The organism is Klebsiella quasipneumoniae subsp. quasipneumoniae, assembly GCF_020525925.1.
GTDB lineage: Bacteria > Pseudomonadota > Gammaproteobacteria > Enterobacterales > Enterobacteriaceae > Klebsiella > Klebsiella quasipneumoniae.
Genome location: NZ_CP084876.1, coordinates 4,200,317 through 4,217,562 on the forward strand (window position 1 = coordinate 4,200,317; position 17,246 = coordinate 4,217,562).

Annotated in this window: 17 protein-coding genes; 12 read left to right on the top strand and 5 right to left on the bottom strand. The window is 61.5% G+C overall.

Translation table 11 applies throughout. The features are described 5' to 3' along the window. Nucleotides 1–48: 48 nt before the first annotated feature. The 3 genes from eat to eutC are packed head-to-tail and all read left to right on the top strand — an operon-like array spanning nt 49 to nt 3,599. Nucleotides 49–1,428 carry an ethanolamine permease gene (gene eat / locus LGM20_RS20275; protein ID WP_032453381.1) on the top strand — a complete coding sequence of 460 codons (1,380 nt, stop codon included), beginning with the start codon at nt 49–51 and terminating at the stop codon, nt 1,426–1,428. Nucleotides 1,429–1,437: 9 nt separating this feature from the next. Further along, nucleotides 1,438–2,826, top strand: a complete 1,389-nt coding sequence (locus LGM20_RS20280) for an ethanolamine ammonia-lyase subunit EutB (RefSeq protein ID WP_023288556.1) — start codon at nt 1,438–1,440, stop codon at nt 2,824–2,826. After that, entirely contained in the window at nt 2,823–3,599 is a 777-nt protein-coding gene (eutC, locus tag LGM20_RS20285) for an ethanolamine ammonia-lyase subunit EutC (protein WP_023288555.1), read from the top strand. The genes LGM20_RS20280 and eutC overlap by 4 nt, the downstream gene beginning before the upstream one ends. Before the next feature lie 439 nt (nt 3,600–4,038). On the opposite strand, the gene LGM20_RS20290 is transcribed toward eutC, so the two are convergent. Beyond that, the gene (locus tag LGM20_RS20290; protein ID WP_032428606.1) at nt 4,039–4,182 is read right to left on the bottom strand and encodes a hypothetical protein; all 144 of its coding nucleotides are present in this window, start codon (nt 4,180–4,182) and stop codon (nt 4,039–4,041) included. On the opposite strand from LGM20_RS20290, the gene LGM20_RS20295 reads away from it, so the two are divergent. The 5 genes from LGM20_RS20295 to LGM20_RS20315 are packed head-to-tail and all read left to right on the top strand — an operon-like array spanning nt 4,175 to nt 8,706. Next, nucleotides 4,175–5,281, top strand: a complete 1,107-nt coding sequence (locus LGM20_RS20295) for an ABC transporter substrate-binding protein (RefSeq protein WP_072096492.1) — start codon at nt 4,175–4,177, stop codon at nt 5,279–5,281. The two genes, LGM20_RS20290 and LGM20_RS20295, sit on opposite strands and share 8 nt — an antisense overlap. A gap of 19 nt (nt 5,282–5,300) precedes the next feature. Then, nucleotides 5,301–6,200, top strand: coding sequence for a branched-chain amino acid ABC transporter permease (locus LGM20_RS20300; RefSeq protein WP_044521209.1), 900 nt, complete (start codon nt 5,301–5,303; stop codon nt 6,198–6,200). After that, nucleotides 6,200–7,249, top strand: a complete 1,050-nt coding sequence (locus LGM20_RS20305) for a branched-chain amino acid ABC transporter permease (protein ID WP_044521208.1) — start codon at nt 6,200–6,202, stop codon at nt 7,247–7,249. Before LGM20_RS20300 ends, LGM20_RS20305 begins: the two co-directional genes overlap by 1 nt. After that, nucleotides 7,236–8,018 carry an ABC transporter ATP-binding protein gene (locus LGM20_RS20310; protein ID WP_023288553.1) on the top strand — a complete coding sequence of 261 codons (783 nt, stop codon included), beginning with the start codon at nt 7,236–7,238 and terminating at the stop codon, nt 8,016–8,018. Before LGM20_RS20305 ends, LGM20_RS20310 begins: the two co-directional genes overlap by 14 nt. Further along, nucleotides 8,011–8,706 carry an ABC transporter ATP-binding protein gene (locus LGM20_RS20315; protein WP_004204908.1) on the top strand — a complete coding sequence of 232 codons (696 nt, stop codon included), beginning with the start codon at nt 8,011–8,013 and terminating at the stop codon, nt 8,704–8,706. The genes LGM20_RS20310 and LGM20_RS20315 overlap by 8 nt, the downstream gene beginning before the upstream one ends. Before the next feature lie 116 nt (nt 8,707–8,822). Here LGM20_RS20315 and LGM20_RS20320 read toward each other — a convergent pair whose 3' ends face one another. Then, the gene (locus LGM20_RS20320; RefSeq protein ID WP_002890108.1) at nt 8,823–8,993 is read right to left on the bottom strand and encodes a hypothetical protein; all 171 of its coding nucleotides are present in this window, start codon (nt 8,991–8,993) and stop codon (nt 8,823–8,825) included. A gap of 334 nt (nt 8,994–9,327) precedes the next feature. On the opposite strand from LGM20_RS20320, the gene LGM20_RS20325 reads away from it, so the two are divergent. Genes LGM20_RS20325 through LGM20_RS20340 form a run of 4 tightly spaced genes read left to right on the top strand, consistent with a single transcriptional unit; the run spans nt 9,328 to nt 12,385 of the window. Further along, the gene (locus LGM20_RS20325; RefSeq protein WP_002890106.1) at nt 9,328–10,137 is read left to right on the top strand and encodes an ABC transporter substrate-binding protein; all 810 of its coding nucleotides are present in this window, start codon (nt 9,328–9,330) and stop codon (nt 10,135–10,137) included. A gap of 1 nt (nt 10,138) precedes the next feature. Further along, the gene (locus LGM20_RS20330; protein ID WP_023288551.1) at nt 10,139–10,957 is read left to right on the top strand and encodes an amino acid ABC transporter ATP-binding protein; all 819 of its coding nucleotides are present in this window, start codon (nt 10,139–10,141) and stop codon (nt 10,955–10,957) included. Then, nucleotides 10,954–11,706, top strand: coding sequence for an amino acid ABC transporter permease (locus LGM20_RS20335; RefSeq protein WP_044521207.1), 753 nt, complete (start codon nt 10,954–10,956; stop codon nt 11,704–11,706). Before LGM20_RS20330 ends, LGM20_RS20335 begins: the two co-directional genes overlap by 4 nt. Further along, nucleotides 11,696–12,385, top strand: coding sequence for an amino acid ABC transporter permease (locus tag LGM20_RS20340; protein ID WP_044521205.1), 690 nt, complete (start codon nt 11,696–11,698; stop codon nt 12,383–12,385). The genes LGM20_RS20335 and LGM20_RS20340 overlap by 11 nt, the downstream gene beginning before the upstream one ends. 3 nt (nt 12,386–12,388) lie before the next feature. On the opposite strand, the gene LGM20_RS20345 is transcribed toward LGM20_RS20340, so the two are convergent. The 3 genes from LGM20_RS20345 to LGM20_RS20355 are packed head-to-tail and all read right to left on the bottom strand — an operon-like array spanning nt 12,389 to nt 17,226. After that, entirely contained in the window at nt 12,389–13,099 is a 711-nt protein-coding gene (locus tag LGM20_RS20345) for a fimbrial biogenesis chaperone (RefSeq protein ID WP_044521203.1), read from the bottom strand. After that, the gene (gene ecpD / locus LGM20_RS20350) at nt 13,068–14,711 is read right to left on the bottom strand and encodes a fimbrial adhesin EcpD (RefSeq protein WP_044521199.1); all 1,644 of its coding nucleotides are present in this window, start codon (nt 14,709–14,711) and stop codon (nt 13,068–13,070) included. Before ecpD ends, LGM20_RS20345 begins: the two co-directional genes overlap by 32 nt. Next, nucleotides 14,701–17,226, bottom strand: coding sequence for a fimbrial biogenesis outer membrane usher protein (locus LGM20_RS20355; RefSeq protein ID WP_044521197.1), 2,526 nt, complete (start codon nt 17,224–17,226; stop codon nt 14,701–14,703). Before LGM20_RS20355 ends, ecpD begins: the two co-directional genes overlap by 11 nt. Nucleotides 17,227–17,246 lie beyond the last annotated feature (20 nt).

The following is a 17,246-nucleotide window of genomic DNA, read 5'->3' on the forward strand; positions in this document are numbered from 1 at the left end:
CTTTGCAGCCTGTCGTTCAGAACCTTTCTATCTGGCGAGGCAACACGTATGACAGAGCACACCACCACCTTAAAAAGAACGCTCGGCAGTTTTCGTTTATGGGGGATCGCCGTCGGACTGGTGATATCCGGGGAGTACTTCGGCTGGAGCTACGGCTGGTCGCAGGCGGGCACGATGGGGTTTATGGTCGTCGCCCTGGCGGTCGCCGCCATGTACTGCGCCTTTATTTTCAGCTTTACCGAGCTGACCACCGCCATCCCGCACGCTGGCGGCCCTTTCGCCTACGCCTACCGCGCCTTCGGGCCCACCGGCGGCTTTATCGCCGGTTTTGCCACCCTGATTGAATTCGTCTTCGCCCCGCCGGCCATCGCCATGGCCATCGGCGCCTACCTCAACGTGCAGTTTCCGGCGCTGGATCCGAAGTGGGTCGCCTGCGGCGCTTACGTGATCTTTATGACGCTCAATATCCTCGGCGTCGGCATCGCCGCCACCTTCGAGCTGATCGTCACCCTGCTGGCCATCTTCGAGCTGCTGGTGTTTATGGGCGTGGTCGCCCCCGGCTTCTCCTGGAGCCACTTCACCGCCAACGGCTGGGCGGGCGCGGAAAGCTTTAGCGGCCTGGCGCTGCCGGGGATGTTCGCCGCCATTCCGTTCGCCATCTGGTTCTTCCTCGCCATTGAGGGGGCTTCCATGGCCGCCGAAGAGGCCAAAGATCCGCAGCGCACCATTCCGCGCGCCCTGGGCGGCGGCATTCTGACGCTGACGGTGCTGGCGATCGGCGTGATGGTCTTCGCCGGCGGCGTCGGCGACTGGCGCGCGCTGTCCAATATCAACGACCCGCTGCCTCAGGCGATGAAGACGGTGGTGGGCAACGGCAGCGGCTGGCTGCATATGCTGGTGTGGCTGGGGCTGTTTGGCCTCGTCGCCTCCTTCCACGGCATCATTATGGGCTACTCGCGGCAGATCTACTCCCTCGCCCGCGCCGGCTATCTGCCCGCCGGGCTGGCCTCCCTCAACCGCCGCACCCGCACCCCGCATCTGGCGATCCTCGCCGGCGGCGTGGTGGGTATCGCCGCGATCTTCTCCGACTCGCTGATCACCATCAGCGGCATGCCGTTGACCGCCTGCATCGTCACCATGTCGGTATTTGGGGCTATTGTTATGTATATCACTTCCATGGCGGCGTTGTTCAAACTGCGCCGTAGCGAGCCGAAGCTGATCCGTCCGTTCCGCGCGCCGCTCTACCCGCTGGCGCCGGCCTTTGCCCTCGGCATGGCGGTGATCTGCCTGGTGGCGATGGTCTGGTATAACCTGCTGCTGGCGCTGATTTTCGCGGCGATGATGCTCGGCGGCTACCTGTGGTTCCGCAAAACCGCAGCGGCCCGTGAACGGGCGCCAGTGGATCCTCAACTGCGCACGGTCTCCTGAGGAGGCGGCATGTATAAAACCACGCTATCGGGCCAGGTATGGCGCTTTGATAGTCTGAAAACGCTGATGGCGAAAGCGTCGCCGGCCCGCTCCGGCGACGCCCTGGCGGGCGTTATCGCCCACTCGGCCGAAGAGCGGATGGCGGCGAAAATGACCCTCGCCGAGGTGCCGCTGACCGACATTCTCGACAACCCGCTTATCCCCTACGAGCAGGACGAAGTGACCCGCCTGATCCTCGACACCCATGATGCGCAGGGCTTTGCCGCCCTGCGTCACCTGACGGTCGGCGATTTCCGCGACTGGCTGCTGGACGATGCCACCGATACCGCCACGCTGCAGCGGGTCGCCCGCGCTATCACCCCGGAGATGGCGGCGGCGGTAAGCAAGCTGATGCGCAATCAGGATCTGATCCTCGCCGCCAGCAAGTGTCAGGTGGTGACGCGCTTTCGCAACACCATCGGCCTGCCCGGCCACCTCAGCGTGCGCCTGCAGCCCAATCATCCCACCGATGACCTGAAAGGCATCGCCGCCAGTATGCTCGACGGACTGCTGTACGGCGCCGGGGATGCGGTGATCGGCATCAACCCGGCCAGCGACAGCTTACCGGTGCTGGCGCAGCTGAACGTGATGCTGGACGATATTATCCAGCGCTTCGCCATTCCCACCCAGTCCTGCATTCTGACCCACGTCACCAATACGCTGCAGCTGATTGAGCGCGGCGCGCCGGTGGATCTGGTGTTTCAGTCGGTGGCGGGAACCGAAGCGGCCAACAGCGGCTTCGGCATCAACCTTGCCATGCTGCAGGAGGCCCGCGAGGCGGCCCTCAGCCTCGGTCGCGGCACCCTCGGCAACAATGTAATGTATTTTGAGACCGGCCAGGGGAGCTGCCTGTCGGCCAACGCCCACCACGGCGTCGACCAGCAGACCTGCGAGGCGCGGGCCTACGCCGTCGCCCGCCACTTTGAACCGCTGCTGGTCAATACGGTGGTCGGCTTTATCGGTCCGGAGTATCTCTACGACGGTAAGCAGATTATTCGCGCCGGGCTGGAGGATCACTTCTGCGGCAAGCTGATGGGTCTGCCGATCGGCTGCGACGTCTGCTATACCAACCACGCGGAAGCGGATCAGGATGATATGGACACCCTGCTGACCCTGCTGTGCGCCGCCGGGCTCACCTTCCTGATCGGCGTGCCAGGGGCGGACGATATCATGCTTAATTACCAGAGCACCTCGTTCCATGACGCGCTCTACGCCCGTCGTCTGCTGGGCTTAAAGCATGCCCCGGAGTTCGCCGACTGGCTGGCGAAGATGCAAATTATCGATCCGCACGGCGCGCTGCGGCTCACCGACGCCCGCCATCCGCTGCTGTCCGTTCTGCCGCAAGGAGCCCCCGTATGAACCGTCCCGACGCCTGGAACCCGCTGCGTGAATTTACCGATGCGCGGATCGCCCTGGGCCGCAGCGGCGCCAGCCTGCCGACCCGCGAAGTCCTTAACTTTGGTCTGGCCCACGCCAGAGCGCGGGACGCCATTCATCAGCCGTTCGCCAGCCAGCAGCTGGTGGCGCCGCTGGCGGCGCTCGGCCTCGACACCCTGACGGTGCACAGCGCCGCGCCGGACCGTCATACCTATCTGCGGCGCCCGGATCTCGGGCGGCAGCTCGCCGACGAGAGTCGCGCCGACCTCGCCGCCAGCGGCGTCCGCCCCGCCGACCTGCTGCTGGTGATCGGCGACGGCCTCTCTTCCTGGGCGGTCGAGCGTCAGGCGGTGCCGTTGATCCGCGCCCTGCTGCCCTGGCTGCAGACGCTGGGGATCGGCCTCGCGCCGGTGGTGTTGGCCCATCAGTCGCGGGTGGCGCTGGGGGATGATATTGGCGAAACCCTGAAAGCCCGCGCGGTGGCGATCCTGATTGGCGAACGACCGGGCCTCTCCTCGCCGGACAGCCTCGGCGTCTACCTCACCTGGCAGCCCCATCGGCAGCGGCTGGAGTCAGAGCGCAACTGTATCTCCAATATTCGCCCGGAAGGGCTGAGCCATGACGCCGCCGCCTTTAAACTGGCCTGGCTGCTGGAGCAGGCTTTTTTACGACGGCTTACCGGCGTGCGCCTGAAAGATGAAAGCGATAATCCGGCGCTGCATGGAAAAATAAAACCATTGACCCCTTTAAAATAATAAGTCACGCGAGCCGAAGAATAGATTTTTAATATTACCTGGCGCACCTGAATATTATATTCGGGTGCGCTGAAATCGCCCGGCGGCGCTTCGCTGGCGCGAGCCTGTGGAAACCGTTCAACCGGTTTATATTGCTTTTTTTCCAGGCCGGATAAGGCGCCAGTCGCCACCTGGGAAAATACGTTCAGCGTATCAAAAGCCGTGTTGTCACCAGCCTTATACCCTTGCCTGCAGGTAATAAGAATATTGCATGAGTAAAAACGAAACGGACGTTGTAAGGTAATTCAGCGCCTTAAAAATACCCGTCATACTTTAAGTTGCATGTGCGTTGGCTGCGTTCTCTCCCCCCAGTCACTGACTTCTGCAAGCGTCTGGGGACTCGCTCACATGCCGCCTTCATGCGACTCGAATTATTTAGGGTATATATCTCGTTATCTATTCAACATAACAGCCAATAATTCGCCAGATACGCTGGCGAATTATTCCTCAATGTTATGCAGTCATTGATGGTTAAAGATAAATAATCGACCGACGGAGAAATACCAATGAAATCGTTTTCCGGGAAAGCGTCTTTAATGGCCACGCTGGTAGCCGCGCTGGCCGGCGCGAGCAGCGCGCAGGCAGCGGAAATTAAAATCGGGGTGGTATTACCCCTGAGCGGCGCCCTCAGCGGCTATGGTCAGCCGTCGCAGAAAGGGCTGGACATTATTCAGACCATCACCCCGACGTTAAAAAATGGCGATACCATCAAGCTTATCGTTATCGATGATAAAAGCGACAAAGTCGAAGCGGCCAACGCCATGCAGCGGCTGGTCTCCAGCGATAAAGTGGATGCCGTGATCGGGGAAGTCACCTCCTCCAACACCCTGGCGATGACCAAGATCGCCGACGACAGCAAAACGCCGCTGGTCTCCTCCACCGCCACCAACGACCGCGTCACCCGCAACCATCCGTACGTCAGCCGGGTCTGCTTCTCGGACAGCTTCCAGGGGGTGGTCGGGGCCAATCTGGCCTCCCGCGATCTGAAAGCCAAAACCGCCGCCATCGTGTTTGACAGTAGCAACGATTACTCCGTCGGCCTGGCGAAAGCGTTCCGCACCCAGTTCCTGAAAAACGGCGGCACCATTCCCATCGAGGTACAGGCCCCGGGCGGCAGCAAGGACTTTAAAGCCCAGCTGGCGAGCGTCAAGGCGAAGAATGTCGACATGATTTATATGCCGATCTACTACACCGAAGGGGCGCTGATTGCCGTGCAGTCAAAACAGCTGGGGCTCAACAAACCGGTGGTGGGCGGCGACGGTCTGGCCGCAGATCAGGTCTTCTTCGATGTGGGTAAAGACGCGGTCAACGGCTATATGACCACCGATTACTACTCGCCGAACGCCAAAGAGCAGACCCCGGCCGGGGAAACCTTCATCAAAGCCTGGGAAGCCAAATACCAGCAGCCGACCCATACCTGGGGCGCTATGGCGGCGGACGCCTATAACGTTATCGTCAACGCCATGAACCAGTGCAGCGATCCCCACGATCGGGTCTGCGTGAATGAAAAAATCCGCGCCACCAAAGATTTCCAGGGCGTGACCGGCACGCTGACGTTACAGAACGGCGACGCCATTCGCAGCGCGGTCATCAACGAAGTGAAAGATGGCAAGCTGGCGTTTCGTACCGTGGTTAACCCTTAAGTTGTGACGAGGCTACAAAATGGACGGCGCCATTTTTCTCCAGCAAGTGGTCAATGGAATGAGTCTTGGGGGCATGTACGCCCTGATTGCCATCGGTTATACGATGGTTTATGGCGTGCTAAGGCTGATCAACTTCGCCCATGCGGACGTGATGATGGTCGGCGCGTTTAGTACGCTGTTTTTATTTTCTTCGGTTGGGCTACCCTTCGGGGTAGCCGTTTTCCTGACTCTCGGGCTGTGCGGCCTGTTTGGCATGCTGATTGACCGGGTCGCCTATCGTCCGCTGCGCCAGGCCTCGAAAATCTCCATGCTGATCACCGCCATCGGCGTCAGCTTCTTCCTCGAAAACCTGTTTAACGTGCTGTTTGGCGGCAGCTCGCGCTTCTTCTCCGCCCCTGACTTTTTCAACCAGACCCGGGCCTTCGGCAGCGTCATCATTACCAACGTGGCGTGGATTGTGCCGCTGATCACCGTCCTGCTGCTGATGGCGATCCTCTGGCTGCTGTACCGCACCCGCTATGGAATGGCGATCCGCGCGGTAGCCTTTGACGTCAACACCGTGCGTCTGATGGGCATTGACGCCAACCGGATCATCTCCCTGGTCTTCGCCCTCGGCAGCAGCCTCGCGGCGCTCGGCGGCGTGTTCTACTCCATCAGCTACCCGACGATCGATCCCCTGATGGGCGTGCTTATCGGCCTGAAGGCCTTCGCCGCCGCCGTGCTGGGCGGGATCGGCAGCGTCACCGGCGCGGTGCTGGGCGGCTTTATCCTCGGTTTTACCGAGGTGGTCGCGGTGGCGATCTTCCCCGAACTGGGCGGCTATAAAGACGCTTTCGCCTTCCTGTTCTTGATTCTGGTCCTCTTGTTCCGCCCGGTCGGCATTATGGGCGACGAACGTCTGGAAAGGAGCCGTTTCTGATGCTCAACGCGACGACCACCGCCGGGGCGCAGCTGCGCAACCTGGCCATTATTGTCATCTGTATCGCGCTGCTGGCCGGAATCAACGTGGTTTTCAATGACTACATTGTTCGCGTCATCAGCACCATTTTTATCTTTATGATCCTCGCGGTCAGCTACAACCTGATCAACGGCGTGACCGGCCAGCTGTCGCTGGAGCCGAACGGCTTCGTGGCGGTGGGCGCCTACGTCACCGCCCTGCTGATCCTCTCCAGCGACAGCAAGGTAGACATGTTTGAAATGGCCGCCCCCAGCCCGTGGATCCTCAGCCTGCACGCGGGCTTCCTCCCCGCCCTGCTGATAAGCGGCCTGTGCGCGGCGGCGCTGGCGGTGTGCCTCGCCGTGCCGGTCTTCCGGGTGCGCGGCGACTACCTGGCCATCGTCACCCTCGGCTTCGGGTTTATCATTAAGATCCTCGCCATTAACAACCCGCAAATCACCAACGGCGCCATCGGGCTGAACGATATTCCGCAGCAGCCGCATCTCCTGTTCTGGTGCGGCCTGTTCGCCCTGCTGGCTACCGGCATGATCCTCCAGCTGGTGTGGTCGAAGTATGGCCGGATGATGAAAGCCATTCGCGACGATGAAGATGCGGCGATCGCCATGGGGGTCAACACCTTCCGCATTAAAACCTGCGCCTTCGCCACCAGCGCCTTCTTCGAAGGGATCGGCGGCGGTCTGCTGGCTTCCCTGCTGACCACCATTTCCCCGGGGCTGTTCGACTTTATGCTCACCTTCCAGCTGCTGATTATTATCGTCCTCGGCGGGCTCGGCAGCACCACCGGCGCCCTGCTCGGCACCGTGCTGGTGGTCGGCAGCGGCGAGTGGCTGCGCTTTCTCGACCAGCCGCTGCAGTTCTTCGGTCACGATCTCGGCGCCTATCCGGGCCTGAGAATGGTGGTCTTCTCCCTGCTGCTGCTGATCATCATGCTTTTCGCCCGCGAAGGGCTGCTGGGGAAAAAAGAGATTTGGCAGATGGGAAGAAGGAACACCAGCTATGGCGGAAAATAAAATCATCCTGCAGGTGCAGGACGTCACCATGCAGTTTGGCGGCCTGCGGGCCATCGACAACGTCAGCTTCCATGTTGATGAAGCGGAGATCTTTGGCCTTATCGGCCCTAACGGCGCGGGCAAGACCACCCTGTTTAACGTCATCACCGCCAACTATAAGCCCACCAGCGGCAGCGTCACCCTCGCGGGCGCCTCGCTGAAGGGGCTAAAGCCCAACCAGGTGGTCAACGCCGGGATCGCCCGCACCTTCCAGAATATCCGGCTGTTTAACTCGATGACGGTGCTGGAGAACGTGATGGTTGGACTCGACCGCGCCAGCCGCTACTCGCTGCTGGAGGCGGCCCTGCACATTGGCCGCTACTTTCCGGCCGAGCGGGCGGCGAAGGCCAAAGCGATGGCCATTCTGGAAGACATCGGCATCGCCCACTTCGCCCATATGCAGGCCACGAACCTGAGCTATGGCAACCAGCGCAAAGTGGAGATCGCCCGCGCGCTGGCCACCTCGCCGAAGCTGCTGCTGCTCGATGAGCCGGCCGCCGGGATGAACCCGAAGGAGACCGAGGATCTGGCGGAGCTGATCTTCCGCATGCGCCATGACTATCAGCTCAGCGTCCTGTTAATCGAGCACGATATGCCCTTCGTCAACCGCCTGTGCGAACGGGTGATGGTCCTGGAGTACGGTAAGCCATTGTTCAGCGGCCTGATGGCCGAGGCGATCCAGCATCCGGACGTCATTTCCGCTTATCTGGGAGAAGCCAATTATGCTTAACGCCAGAGAACTGAAGGTCTTTTACGGCGTGATCCAGGGGCTGAAAGGCGTCGATATCGATGTTTATGACCGGGAGATCGTCACCCTGATCGGCAGCAATGGCGCCGGTAAAACCTCCACCCTCAATGGGATCGTCAACCTGGTGCGCTCCAGCGGGCGCGTCAGCTTCCTCAACGACGATATCTCGCGCAGCCAGACCCACCAGATCGTACGTCGCGGGCTGGCGCTGGTGCCGGAGGGACGCCGGGTCTTTACCAACCTGACCATCGAAGAGAACCTGCGCATGGGCGCTTACAATAATCTCGCCGGCTACACCCGCCTGCGCGATCGTATGTACGCCCTCTTTCCACGGCTCAAGGAGCGGCGCCATCAGATGGCGGGCACCATGAGCGGCGGCGAGCAGCAGATGCTGGCCATCGCCCGGGCGCTGATGAGCGAGCCGGTGTTATTGATGCTGGATGAACCGAGCCTCGGGCTGGCGCCGAAAATTGTCGGCGAGCTGTTCGGCATCATTAAGCAACTGCGCGAAGAGAATATGACGGTGCTGCTGGTGGAGCAGAATGCGACGGCCGCGCTGGCGATCGCCGATCGGGCGTATGTCCTGGAGAATGGCCGGATCACCTTGTCAGGCGCGGCGCGGGAGATGCTGACTAACCCGGAAATTAAGCGGATGTATCTGGGGGGATAAGGGTGGTTAAAACTGCCTGGGCTGCGGCGGCGCCTCCTGCGATGCCGCAACCTCAGGCAGTCTCTTGCTACACAAAGCACACCTCGTTCCAGTAGGCTTCTCGCGTCCTGCGTCGCTCAGTATGTCTTATCATGACGGAACCACCGGGTTTCCACGTTGCCAATGTCCACGCCGTAGAGGCTGGCCACCGGCAGGATCGCCTCCATGACGCGTTGAGTATCTTGCTGTCCGGCTTCACCGTTGGACAAAAAAGCCAGCCAGCCCGTTAACCGTTGCCACAATGCCACTTTCGTTTTCTCCTCTGTCGGGAAGCGAATCGCCTGGGTCTATTTCAACCACAGCTGGCCGGGCGCGGGAAATATTAATTCCGAATTTGCAATCCTGGCTGGCGCATATTACGCCCGGTCCTGTCACCCTCACCCTGGCCCTCTCCCTGAGGAAGAAGGGACCGCCCGGCAGTCGTGACTGCGCCGGTAAAACGCTACCAGCGCATAAAGAATACCCACAGGTTTGTTAAGTTCTTTTTCGTTATAGATAAGAATTTTTTCTTCTTTGCCGCCGACGGGCAATGTGTGGGAGCGTGATGTCCACAAAACAAAACAGGGATTCAGGGGAAAAAATATGCGCAACAAAACCACAAAAATCGCACTGGCGCTGGGTATGCTGCTGCTCGCCTCGCAGGCGCAGGCCGACCAGCTGGCTGACATCAAAGCCGCCGGCGTCGTGAAAGTCGCCACCTTTGACGCCAATCCGCCGTTCGGCTCCGTGGACGCCAAAACCCACCATATCGTCGGCTACGACGTCGACTTTGCCCAGGCGCTGGCGAAAGCGCTCGGCGTCAAACTCGAACTGGTGGCCACTAACCCGGCCAACCGTATTCCGCTGCTGCAGTCCGGCAAAGCCGACCTGATCGTCGCCGACATTACCATCACCCCGGAGCGGGCCCAGGTTATTGATTTCTCAACGCCGTATTTCGTCACTGGCCAGCAGTTCCTCGTGCCGGCCGGGTCTCCGGATAAGCTTGATGAGTACAGCAAAGCGCGCATCGGCGCGGTGAAAGGCACCACCGGCGAACAGGCGCTGCACCAGCGTTTCCCGCAGGCTCGCGTCCTCTCCTATGACGATATTCCGCTGGCCCTGACCGCCCTGCGCAACGGCAACGTCCAGGCCATCACCCAGGACAGCACCATCCTTGCCGGTCTGCTGGCGGAAGCGCCGGATAAAGCCAAGTTTAAAATTCTGCCCGACCTGCTCAGCAAAGAAGAGATTGGCGTGGGGGTGAAGAAAGGCGAACCGGCCCTGCTGAAGGCCGTCAACGATGAGCTGGTGAAGCTGGAGAAAACCGGCGAAGCCGCGAAAATTTACGATGTCTGGTTTGGCCCTGCCACTAAAACGCCGCAGCCGCGCGCCTTTACCATAGAAGCGAAATAATATGTTCTCGGGTTTATTCTCCCACTCCGCGGCCCCGGCCGCGGATTTTTCACGTCTGCAGCGCGCCAGCATTACCTTTCGTGAGGTGGCCAAGCGCTACGGCGATCATCAGGTGCTCAACGCCATCAACCTGCAGGTCGATCCCGGCGAAGTGGTGGCGATCCTCGGCCCTTCCGGATCGGGAAAATCGACGTTGATCCGCCTGATCAACCAGCTCGAATCCTTAAGCGGCGGCGAGATCCTGATCGACGGCAAACCCACCAGCCGGCTTAGCGGCAGCGCCTTGCGCCAGCTGCGCAGCCGCGTCGGCTTTGTCTTCCAGCAGTTCAACCTTTACGCCCACCTGACGGCGCAGGAGAACATCACGCTGGCGCTGGAGCGCGTCCACGGCTGGGGAAAAAGCGCGGCACAGGAGCGGGCGCTGGCGCTGCTGCGTCAGGTCGGGCTGGAGGAGAAAGCGCAGCAGATGCCGGCGCAGCTCTCCGGCGGCCAGCAGCAGCGGGTGGCGATCGCCCGCGCCCTGGCCTCCTCGCCGCAGATTATCCTGTTCGATGAGCCCACTTCGGCGCTCGACCCGGAGATGATCGGCGAAGTGCTGCAGGTGATGAAAAACCTCGCCCACAGCGGGATCACCATGCTGGTGGTGACCCACGAGATGCAGTTTGCCCGCGAAATTGCCGACCGGGTGGTGTTTATCGACGGCGGCGACATTCTCGAGGTCGCCCCGCCGGCTGAGTTTTTCGCCCATCCGCAGCATGCCCGTGCGCGGCGTTTTCTGCAGAAGGTGCTGGATCCGCTGCACCAGGAGAGCCTCGAGTGACGCCGATGCTTGACTGGCACGGCGTCCTGAGCGGACAGCCGTTGCAATGGATTATCTCTGGTTTTCTCACCACCGTCTGGGTCAGCGTCGCCGGGATCCTCCTCGCCACTGCGCTGGCGGTTCTGCTGCTGGCCCTGCGTCTCGGCGGCGGCCGCGCGGGGCGCGGGCTGGTGGCCGCGTGGGTCTCGCTGTTTCGCAATACCCCGCTGCTGGTCCAGCTGCTGTTCTGGTACTTTGCCGCCTGGAACCTGCTGCCGCTGGCGGTGAAGAACGTGGTGAACGACGAGCACGCCTGGTCCATTCTGCCGGGCAACGTCTGGTGGCTGACGCCGGAGTTCCTCTGCTCAATGTGGGGGCTGGGGGTCTTTACCTCCGCCTTTCTGGTGGAAGAGATCGCCTCCGGACTGCGCGCCGTCAGCCACGGGCAGCGGGAAGCCGCGCTGTCGCAGGGCTTTACGCCGTGGCAGGAGCTGCGCTTTATCCTTCTGCCGCAGGGGCTGGCCAACGCCTGGCAGCCGATTGTCGGCCAGTATCTCAACCTGATGAAACTCTCATCGCTGGCCAGCGGCATCGGCTTTGCGGAACTGACTTATCAGGTGCGGCAGATTGAGAGCTATAACGCGCACGCCCTGGAGGCTTTTGCCGTCGGCACCGCGCTGTACCTGGCGCTGGGGGTGGCGATGGGCGTGGCGCTAACGCGTCTCGGCCCGGGAAGAAAACTGCAACGGAGCGCCCAACATGAACGCTAATCTGGCGGTGATCGCCGATAACCTTGATTACCTGCTGTGGGGCCGGCTGGCGGAGGGCCAGCCCGGCGGCGTGGCCCTGACCCTGCTGATGGCTATCGGCGCCACGCTGCTGGCGCTGCCGGGAGGCATTGCGCTGGCGGGGCTGGCCTGGCGCTACGGCGGGCTGACGCGGCGTCTGCTGTTTCTGTGGGCGGAAATTATCCGCGGCATCCCGCTGATATTTGTCATCTTCTGGCTGTGGTATCTGCTGCCGATGCTGACCGGCGGCGATCTGCCCGGCGCGGTGACCGTGACCCTGGCGCTGGCGTGGTTTACCGCCGCCTCGGTGATGCACTCGGTGCTGGCCGGGCTGCAGTCGCTGCCGAAAGGACAGTATGAGGCGGCGCTGACCCAGGGGTTCGCCCCCGGGCAAACGCTGCGCCTGGTGCTGCTCCCACAGGCGCTGCGTAACGTTCAGCCCTCGCTGGTGGGGATCTTTATCGGCCTGCTGAAAGACACGTCGCTGGCGTTTATCGTCAACGTCCCGGAGCTGACCACCGTGGCCGGCCAGGTCAACAACCGGGTGCAGATCTATCCCCTGGCGATCTTCGTCTTCACCGGCGCGGTGTACTACCTGCTGTGCTGCGGTCTGAGCCTGCTGGCCAGCCGGCGCTTTACCCGCCGCGCGGCCGCCGGGTAAGGTTCACTCCGCGGGGCGGGGCTTCAGCGGGCAGGTATCGCTGATCTTAATAAATTTGTCGTTATAGACCAGATAGTGGTTCCCCGGCTGGCGCAGCGCCGGCTGGCGAACCACGTCCCCGGGACGCAGATACCACGCGTCCCCCTCCTCTTCGGTCGAATCGCATCCTGGCTTAATCAGCAGCTTAAACCAGGTATTGCCGGTGTTGCTCACCGTCCCGGCCACTTTATCGAAAGACCATTTAAACTGCACCTCGCGCGGGCGCACCACCAGAATGGTATCCATCACCACCACCGGCTCCATGCTGACCTCGCCGCCGGTCGGGCCGCGCCTCGTCAGGTTGCGGGTGGGGATTTCGCGAAACGAGACCCGATAATAGCGCTCGCGATTGTCCCGCGGGCCATGATAGTAAAATTTGAAGTATTCGCTCTCCCCGGCCTGCAGCGCCAGCTGACGGGGGGCGAACAGCAGCTCGCCATCCACCGGCCGGGAGCGCACTTCGCTGCCGCCCGGGCGATCGATGGCGCTGACGGCGATGCGGTACAGCCGCGCGCTTTTATTGTTGTTGACCACCCGTTTGCTGGCGAAATCCGCTTCAGCCGGCAGGGAAAAGGTCAGGTTGCCGACCGAGATAGCCTGCGCCAGCGGAGCCACCAGCAGGCAGCCCACCGTCAGCAGGGCCTTAGTTAATGTTGCGCCACGTCGCCTGGACATGAATCTCTCCTGAAGCGCTGACTTCGCCAAACCAGCCGTTATCGTCTACCGTCCGCAGCGAAATGGCGTTATCCATCGGAATCGAGAATTTCACCGTGGTCTTATCCATCTGCCCCACTTCGCCGGAGATATCGGTCCACGGCGTGGTCAGCCACAGCGCATCGGTCATATCCCGCCAGCTGTCATCGCACCCGGCGTCGTAGGTCTGCGTCGCGCCGCTGCGGGTGATAAAAGAGAGCGTCGCCGGGAACGGCACTTTCGCCGTACCGTCATCGGAGCTAAAGAGACAGTAGGAGCGCCCGCCAATCACCTGCGCCGGTCCGGTCACTTTGATCAGCACTTCGTCGGCGGCCGTTTTACCGCTGGTGGTGACGATGTAGCCGAAATCGAGCGCCGGTTCGCCGCTGCCGACATACCCCTCCCGCGACGGCGCCGAGGTATATTCGTCGGAGATAATGCTGATGCTGAAATCACGGGGCTTGATAATCAGCGTGTTGGAGGTGGAAAACTCATACCAGCCTGACTCCGGCGAGGTGGTGTTCTGGAAGCGAAAGTTGAACAGATCCTTGGTATTGATATCGCTGATCCCGAGATTCACCATCTGCTTAAAGAAGTTGCTGGAGAAGAACACATAGATTGCGTCTGAGCTCTTCATCTCGTTGAAGGTGTAGTAATAGGCGGTATTGCTCACCGGCTTCCATGAGCTGCCGTTGAGGCTGAACTGCATATCGTACGCCCCGACGGCCGAGGCCAGCGACGAGTTGGCGATCGCCGGGAAAATATGGATCGAGGTGTTGCTTAACCCATTGGTCTGCAAGGTATAGTTGACCATCTTACAGCTTAATCCTGAGCGGCTGCCGATGGTCTGCGTCCGGCAGTCGGCGTTCCCTTCCCCGAGGGTCGGCACGCCATCGCTGTTGATAAACACCTCCGCCAGCGAGTGGGTGTTTATCAACCGCAGGCTCGCGGCTTTGGTGTGGGTGACGTTGCGCACATACCAGTTGCCGGAGGCCTGATCCTTACAGCGCGCGCCGCTGCTGGCGTCGTAGTTCACCGAGGTCTGGCAGGCATTGATGGTCATCGTGAAGCTGCCGCCGACCGGCATCTGCTGCAGATACTGATAGAAGGCGTCCGACATCATACCGTGCATCCACTTCGCGCCGCCGCTGGTCACCGTCGCGCCATAGAACCCGCTGGCGTCGGTGGTTTGCGGCAGGATCAGACTGGTGGCCATATCGCACCCGGCGTACCAGTTGATGCAGCGCAGGCCGGTTAAGGGGTGCGAAACCGGCGAGTTTTCCAGCCACATATCAAACTTCCAGTTGGCATTGAGCCCGGTGTTGTAGCCGTTATCGATATAGCCGAGACTCTGCTGATAGATGGTCCCGGAGCCGGTGTATTTTAAGCCGGTCCAGCGGTTGGCGCCGGTCATGCGCGGATCCAGCGCCCCGCCGGGGGTGACGAAAAAGTTGTCGTCGGAGTTGTTTTCCACAAACACAAACTCGCGCGCCGGCGCATCCGACCAGGTGGTCTTCGACACCGCCGCCCTGAGCGCGGCCGCCGGCCAGAGCAGCGCGAGGATCGCCAGGGCGATTAAGGGGTTAACTTTCATTCTCTTCTCCTGTCTGCTGCGCCGCCGCCCACGACGAGAGGCCGCTGCAAACCACATCCCCCACCCAGACGGCGCCGCGCGCCTGGCTGAGCTCCAGCGCCACTTCGCAGGTTTTATTGCCGCCGTAGCTGAAATCGATCGTGGGGTATTTCTTATCCACATCCATGACAAACTCGCCGTTTTCATCGGTGCGGGTACGGCCGATATGGTTGTTAATCCGCGCATTCGCCAGCAGCGTGCCGTCTTCCGCCCGAATACGACCGGAGACGGTGACCATCTGCTTCACCTCAGGCTCAATCACCGCCACGTTGCCGGGATAGAGGGTCAGATGACTCTTGCGCCCGCTGACGATGTCGTAACTGTCGAGCGAGTTTTTGCTGTTTTGCAGCTCCACCTCATAGCGGCCATAGGGTGAGAGCGGCAGATAGTTACGCTTGCCGCTGAGCGGGAAGATCCGCCCGTTGACCCTGGCGCTGATCTGACCGTCATCCTCCAGCCCGGTGTTGAAGATCACCCCGGCGTTGCCGTCGGTTCGTCCGCTGGCGGCGATGTTTTTGCCCTGCCAGCCGACGCTGCCGCTGGCGGTGAGGTTGGTGTTGACGTAGCCGTCCGCCGCGCTGTTAACGTTCAGCGTGCCGCTGGCGTAGCGGGCGTCGAACTGGGCATACGCCCCGCCGCTGAGGGTTTTGTCATCCCCGGTATCGCCGGAGATGGCCCGCGACAGATTGGCGCCGATGGTGCGAATGGTGCCTTCATCAAACTGCTTGCGCGCTGAGAGGTTAGCCATGGTGTAGCCGTTCTGATGGGTCATCCCGGCGCTGAACCAGTTGCCCAGCGGCAGCGACAGATCGAGGGCGATATATTTCCCGGTGTTGGCGCTGCTGTCGCCATTGTTATAGCGCTGGATCCCCGCCCGCAGGCCGAGCGATCCAAAGGCGCCGCTGTAGACCGTCTGATAGTAATCCGCGGTGTAGTAATGGCTGTTGTAGCGGCGGTCATCGTTGTAGCTGACGCTGAACGTCCCCAGCTTCGACCACAGCGCGTTGAGGTTGAGGGTGCCGCCGATCGCCCGGTTGTCGGCATCGCTGCGCCGCAACTGATCGCCAATGCGGGTTCTCTCCTGGTTGATCCACACTGAACTAAAGCCCCCCGGCAGCGTGGCGCTGATGCTGCCGACGCTGCTCCACGAGCTGTCGCTGGCCAGCATATTCTGCAGGTTAACGTTGATCGACTCGCCCAGCGGCAGCGTCAGGCGGGTTTCTCCCACCGCCTGGTTGTCATAGCCATAGCCCGTTGCCGCCCAGTTCAGGGTGCTGAGCGACCCGGAGGCCGAGAGGCCCGCCAGCCAGCTCTCTTTCGCCGGCCGGGTCTTTTTCCCGCTCTCCGACCAGCGATCCATATGAAAACTGCCGCCCCACACCTGCCACGCCAGCGGCGCGCCGGCGCCGCGTCCCCGGCTGAACAGCTTATTGACCCGCTGGGTGCGTTTGCTGACCACCCGCCCGTTGACGATCACCTCTACCTCCACGTCGTAAATACCGTACGGCAGGCCGCGGGTATCCACTTCATGGTTCCCCATGGCGAAGTTCTGGACGCTCAGCAACCGGCCGTCACGAGTGAGATGCACCTCGCCCGCCGCCGGCAGAAAGGCGATCACCGGCGTGGCGGACTGGCTGTTGTCGAAGACGGTGGAGCTGGCCTGGTTCCCCCAGGAAAGGCCGTAAATCTTGCCCGCCGAAATAGCGGTCATCGGCCCCAGGGACTGCAGGTTCCAGGTGTCAAGCATCCCGCCGGCAAAGCGGTGGCCGGCGAAATCGCGTTCATACATGGCCTTATATAATTCACTGTCCTGCTGACCGCTGCCGATCCCGTACAGTGAGCCGTCGAGCACCACATGATGCTCACGCAGCGCCGTGACGTTGTTCAGCGACAGGTAGCTGGAGGTGTTGCTCCCGCCGTTGCGCATCTGGTTGTTATAAACGCCGAGGTTATAGCTCAGGTTGCTGCTGAGGGCGTTGACGCTCGACTGGCCGATGTCTTCGCTGCGCGAGCGCAGCACGGTGCCCAGCGCCTCGCGCTTGACCACCAGCTGCAGCAGCAGCTGGCGCAGGCTGAGATCCAGCTGCGCGCTGTCGGTCAGCGTGATGGTGAGCGCCTCGCTGAACGGGGCGTTGGCGAGGCCAGTCAGCTGCTGGCGGGTCTGTTCGCTGACGCTGGCGTTACCCTCATTGTCCTCCAGCCGGATCTGCCGAACGCGCAGCTGGCCGCCGTCCAGCCAGATAAAGGCGCTGCCGATCCGCTGATCGTCCCGGGTGTCCTGGCTGCCGGCAAGATGAATATAGAGAGGAACGCTCATGCCGTCCTGCAGCGCCTGGCTGAAGGCCTGCGGAATAATCACCCCGCCAATCTGCTGCGCCCCTGGGGCAGCCGCGCTGGCGTCGGGCTGAACGAACAAAAAAAACATGCCGAAGGCAAGCCGTGTTTTCAGTCCTGGGGAAATCCGTTGTAGAGGCATCGTCGTTATCCATCTGCACA

Coding starts and splice junctions, on each gene's coding strand:
- LGM20_RS20280 (WP_023288556.1), top strand. CDS start 1,438: ATGTATAAAACCACGCTATCGGGCCAGGTATGGCGCTTTGATAGTCTG.
- LGM20_RS20325 (WP_002890106.1), top strand. CDS start 9,328: ATGCGCAACAAAACCACAAAAATCGCACTGGCGCTGGGTATGCTGCTG.
- LGM20_RS20295 (WP_072096492.1), top strand. CDS start 4,175: ATGGCCACGCTGGTAGCCGCGCTGGCCGGCGCGAGCAGCGCGCAGGCA.
- LGM20_RS20355 (WP_044521197.1), bottom strand. CDS start 17,226: ATGCCTCTACAACGGATTTCCCCAGGACTGAAAACACGGCTTGCCTTC.
- LGM20_RS20315 (WP_004204908.1), top strand. CDS start 8,011: ATGCTTAACGCCAGAGAACTGAAGGTCTTTTACGGCGTGATCCAGGGG.
- LGM20_RS20310 (WP_023288553.1), top strand. CDS start 7,236: ATGGCGGAAAATAAAATCATCCTGCAGGTGCAGGACGTCACCATGCAG.
- LGM20_RS20300 (WP_044521209.1), top strand. CDS start 5,301: ATGGACGGCGCCATTTTTCTCCAGCAAGTGGTCAATGGAATGAGTCTT.
- ecpD (WP_044521199.1), bottom strand. CDS start 14,711: ATGAAAGTTAACCCCTTAATCGCCCTGGCGATCCTCGCGCTGCTCTGG.
- LGM20_RS20305 (WP_044521208.1), top strand. CDS start 6,200: ATGCTCAACGCGACGACCACCGCCGGGGCGCAGCTGCGCAACCTGGCC.
- eat (WP_032453381.1), top strand. CDS start 49: ATGACAGAGCACACCACCACCTTAAAAAGAACGCTCGGCAGTTTTCGT.
- eutC (WP_023288555.1), top strand. CDS start 2,823: ATGAACCGTCCCGACGCCTGGAACCCGCTGCGTGAATTTACCGATGCG.
- LGM20_RS20340 (WP_044521205.1), top strand. CDS start 11,696: ATGAACGCTAATCTGGCGGTGATCGCCGATAACCTTGATTACCTGCTG.
- LGM20_RS20330 (WP_023288551.1), top strand. CDS start 10,139: ATGTTCTCGGGTTTATTCTCCCACTCCGCGGCCCCGGCCGCGGATTTT.
- LGM20_RS20345 (WP_044521203.1), bottom strand. CDS start 13,099: ATGTCCAGGCGACGTGGCGCAACATTAACTAAGGCCCTGCTGACGGTG.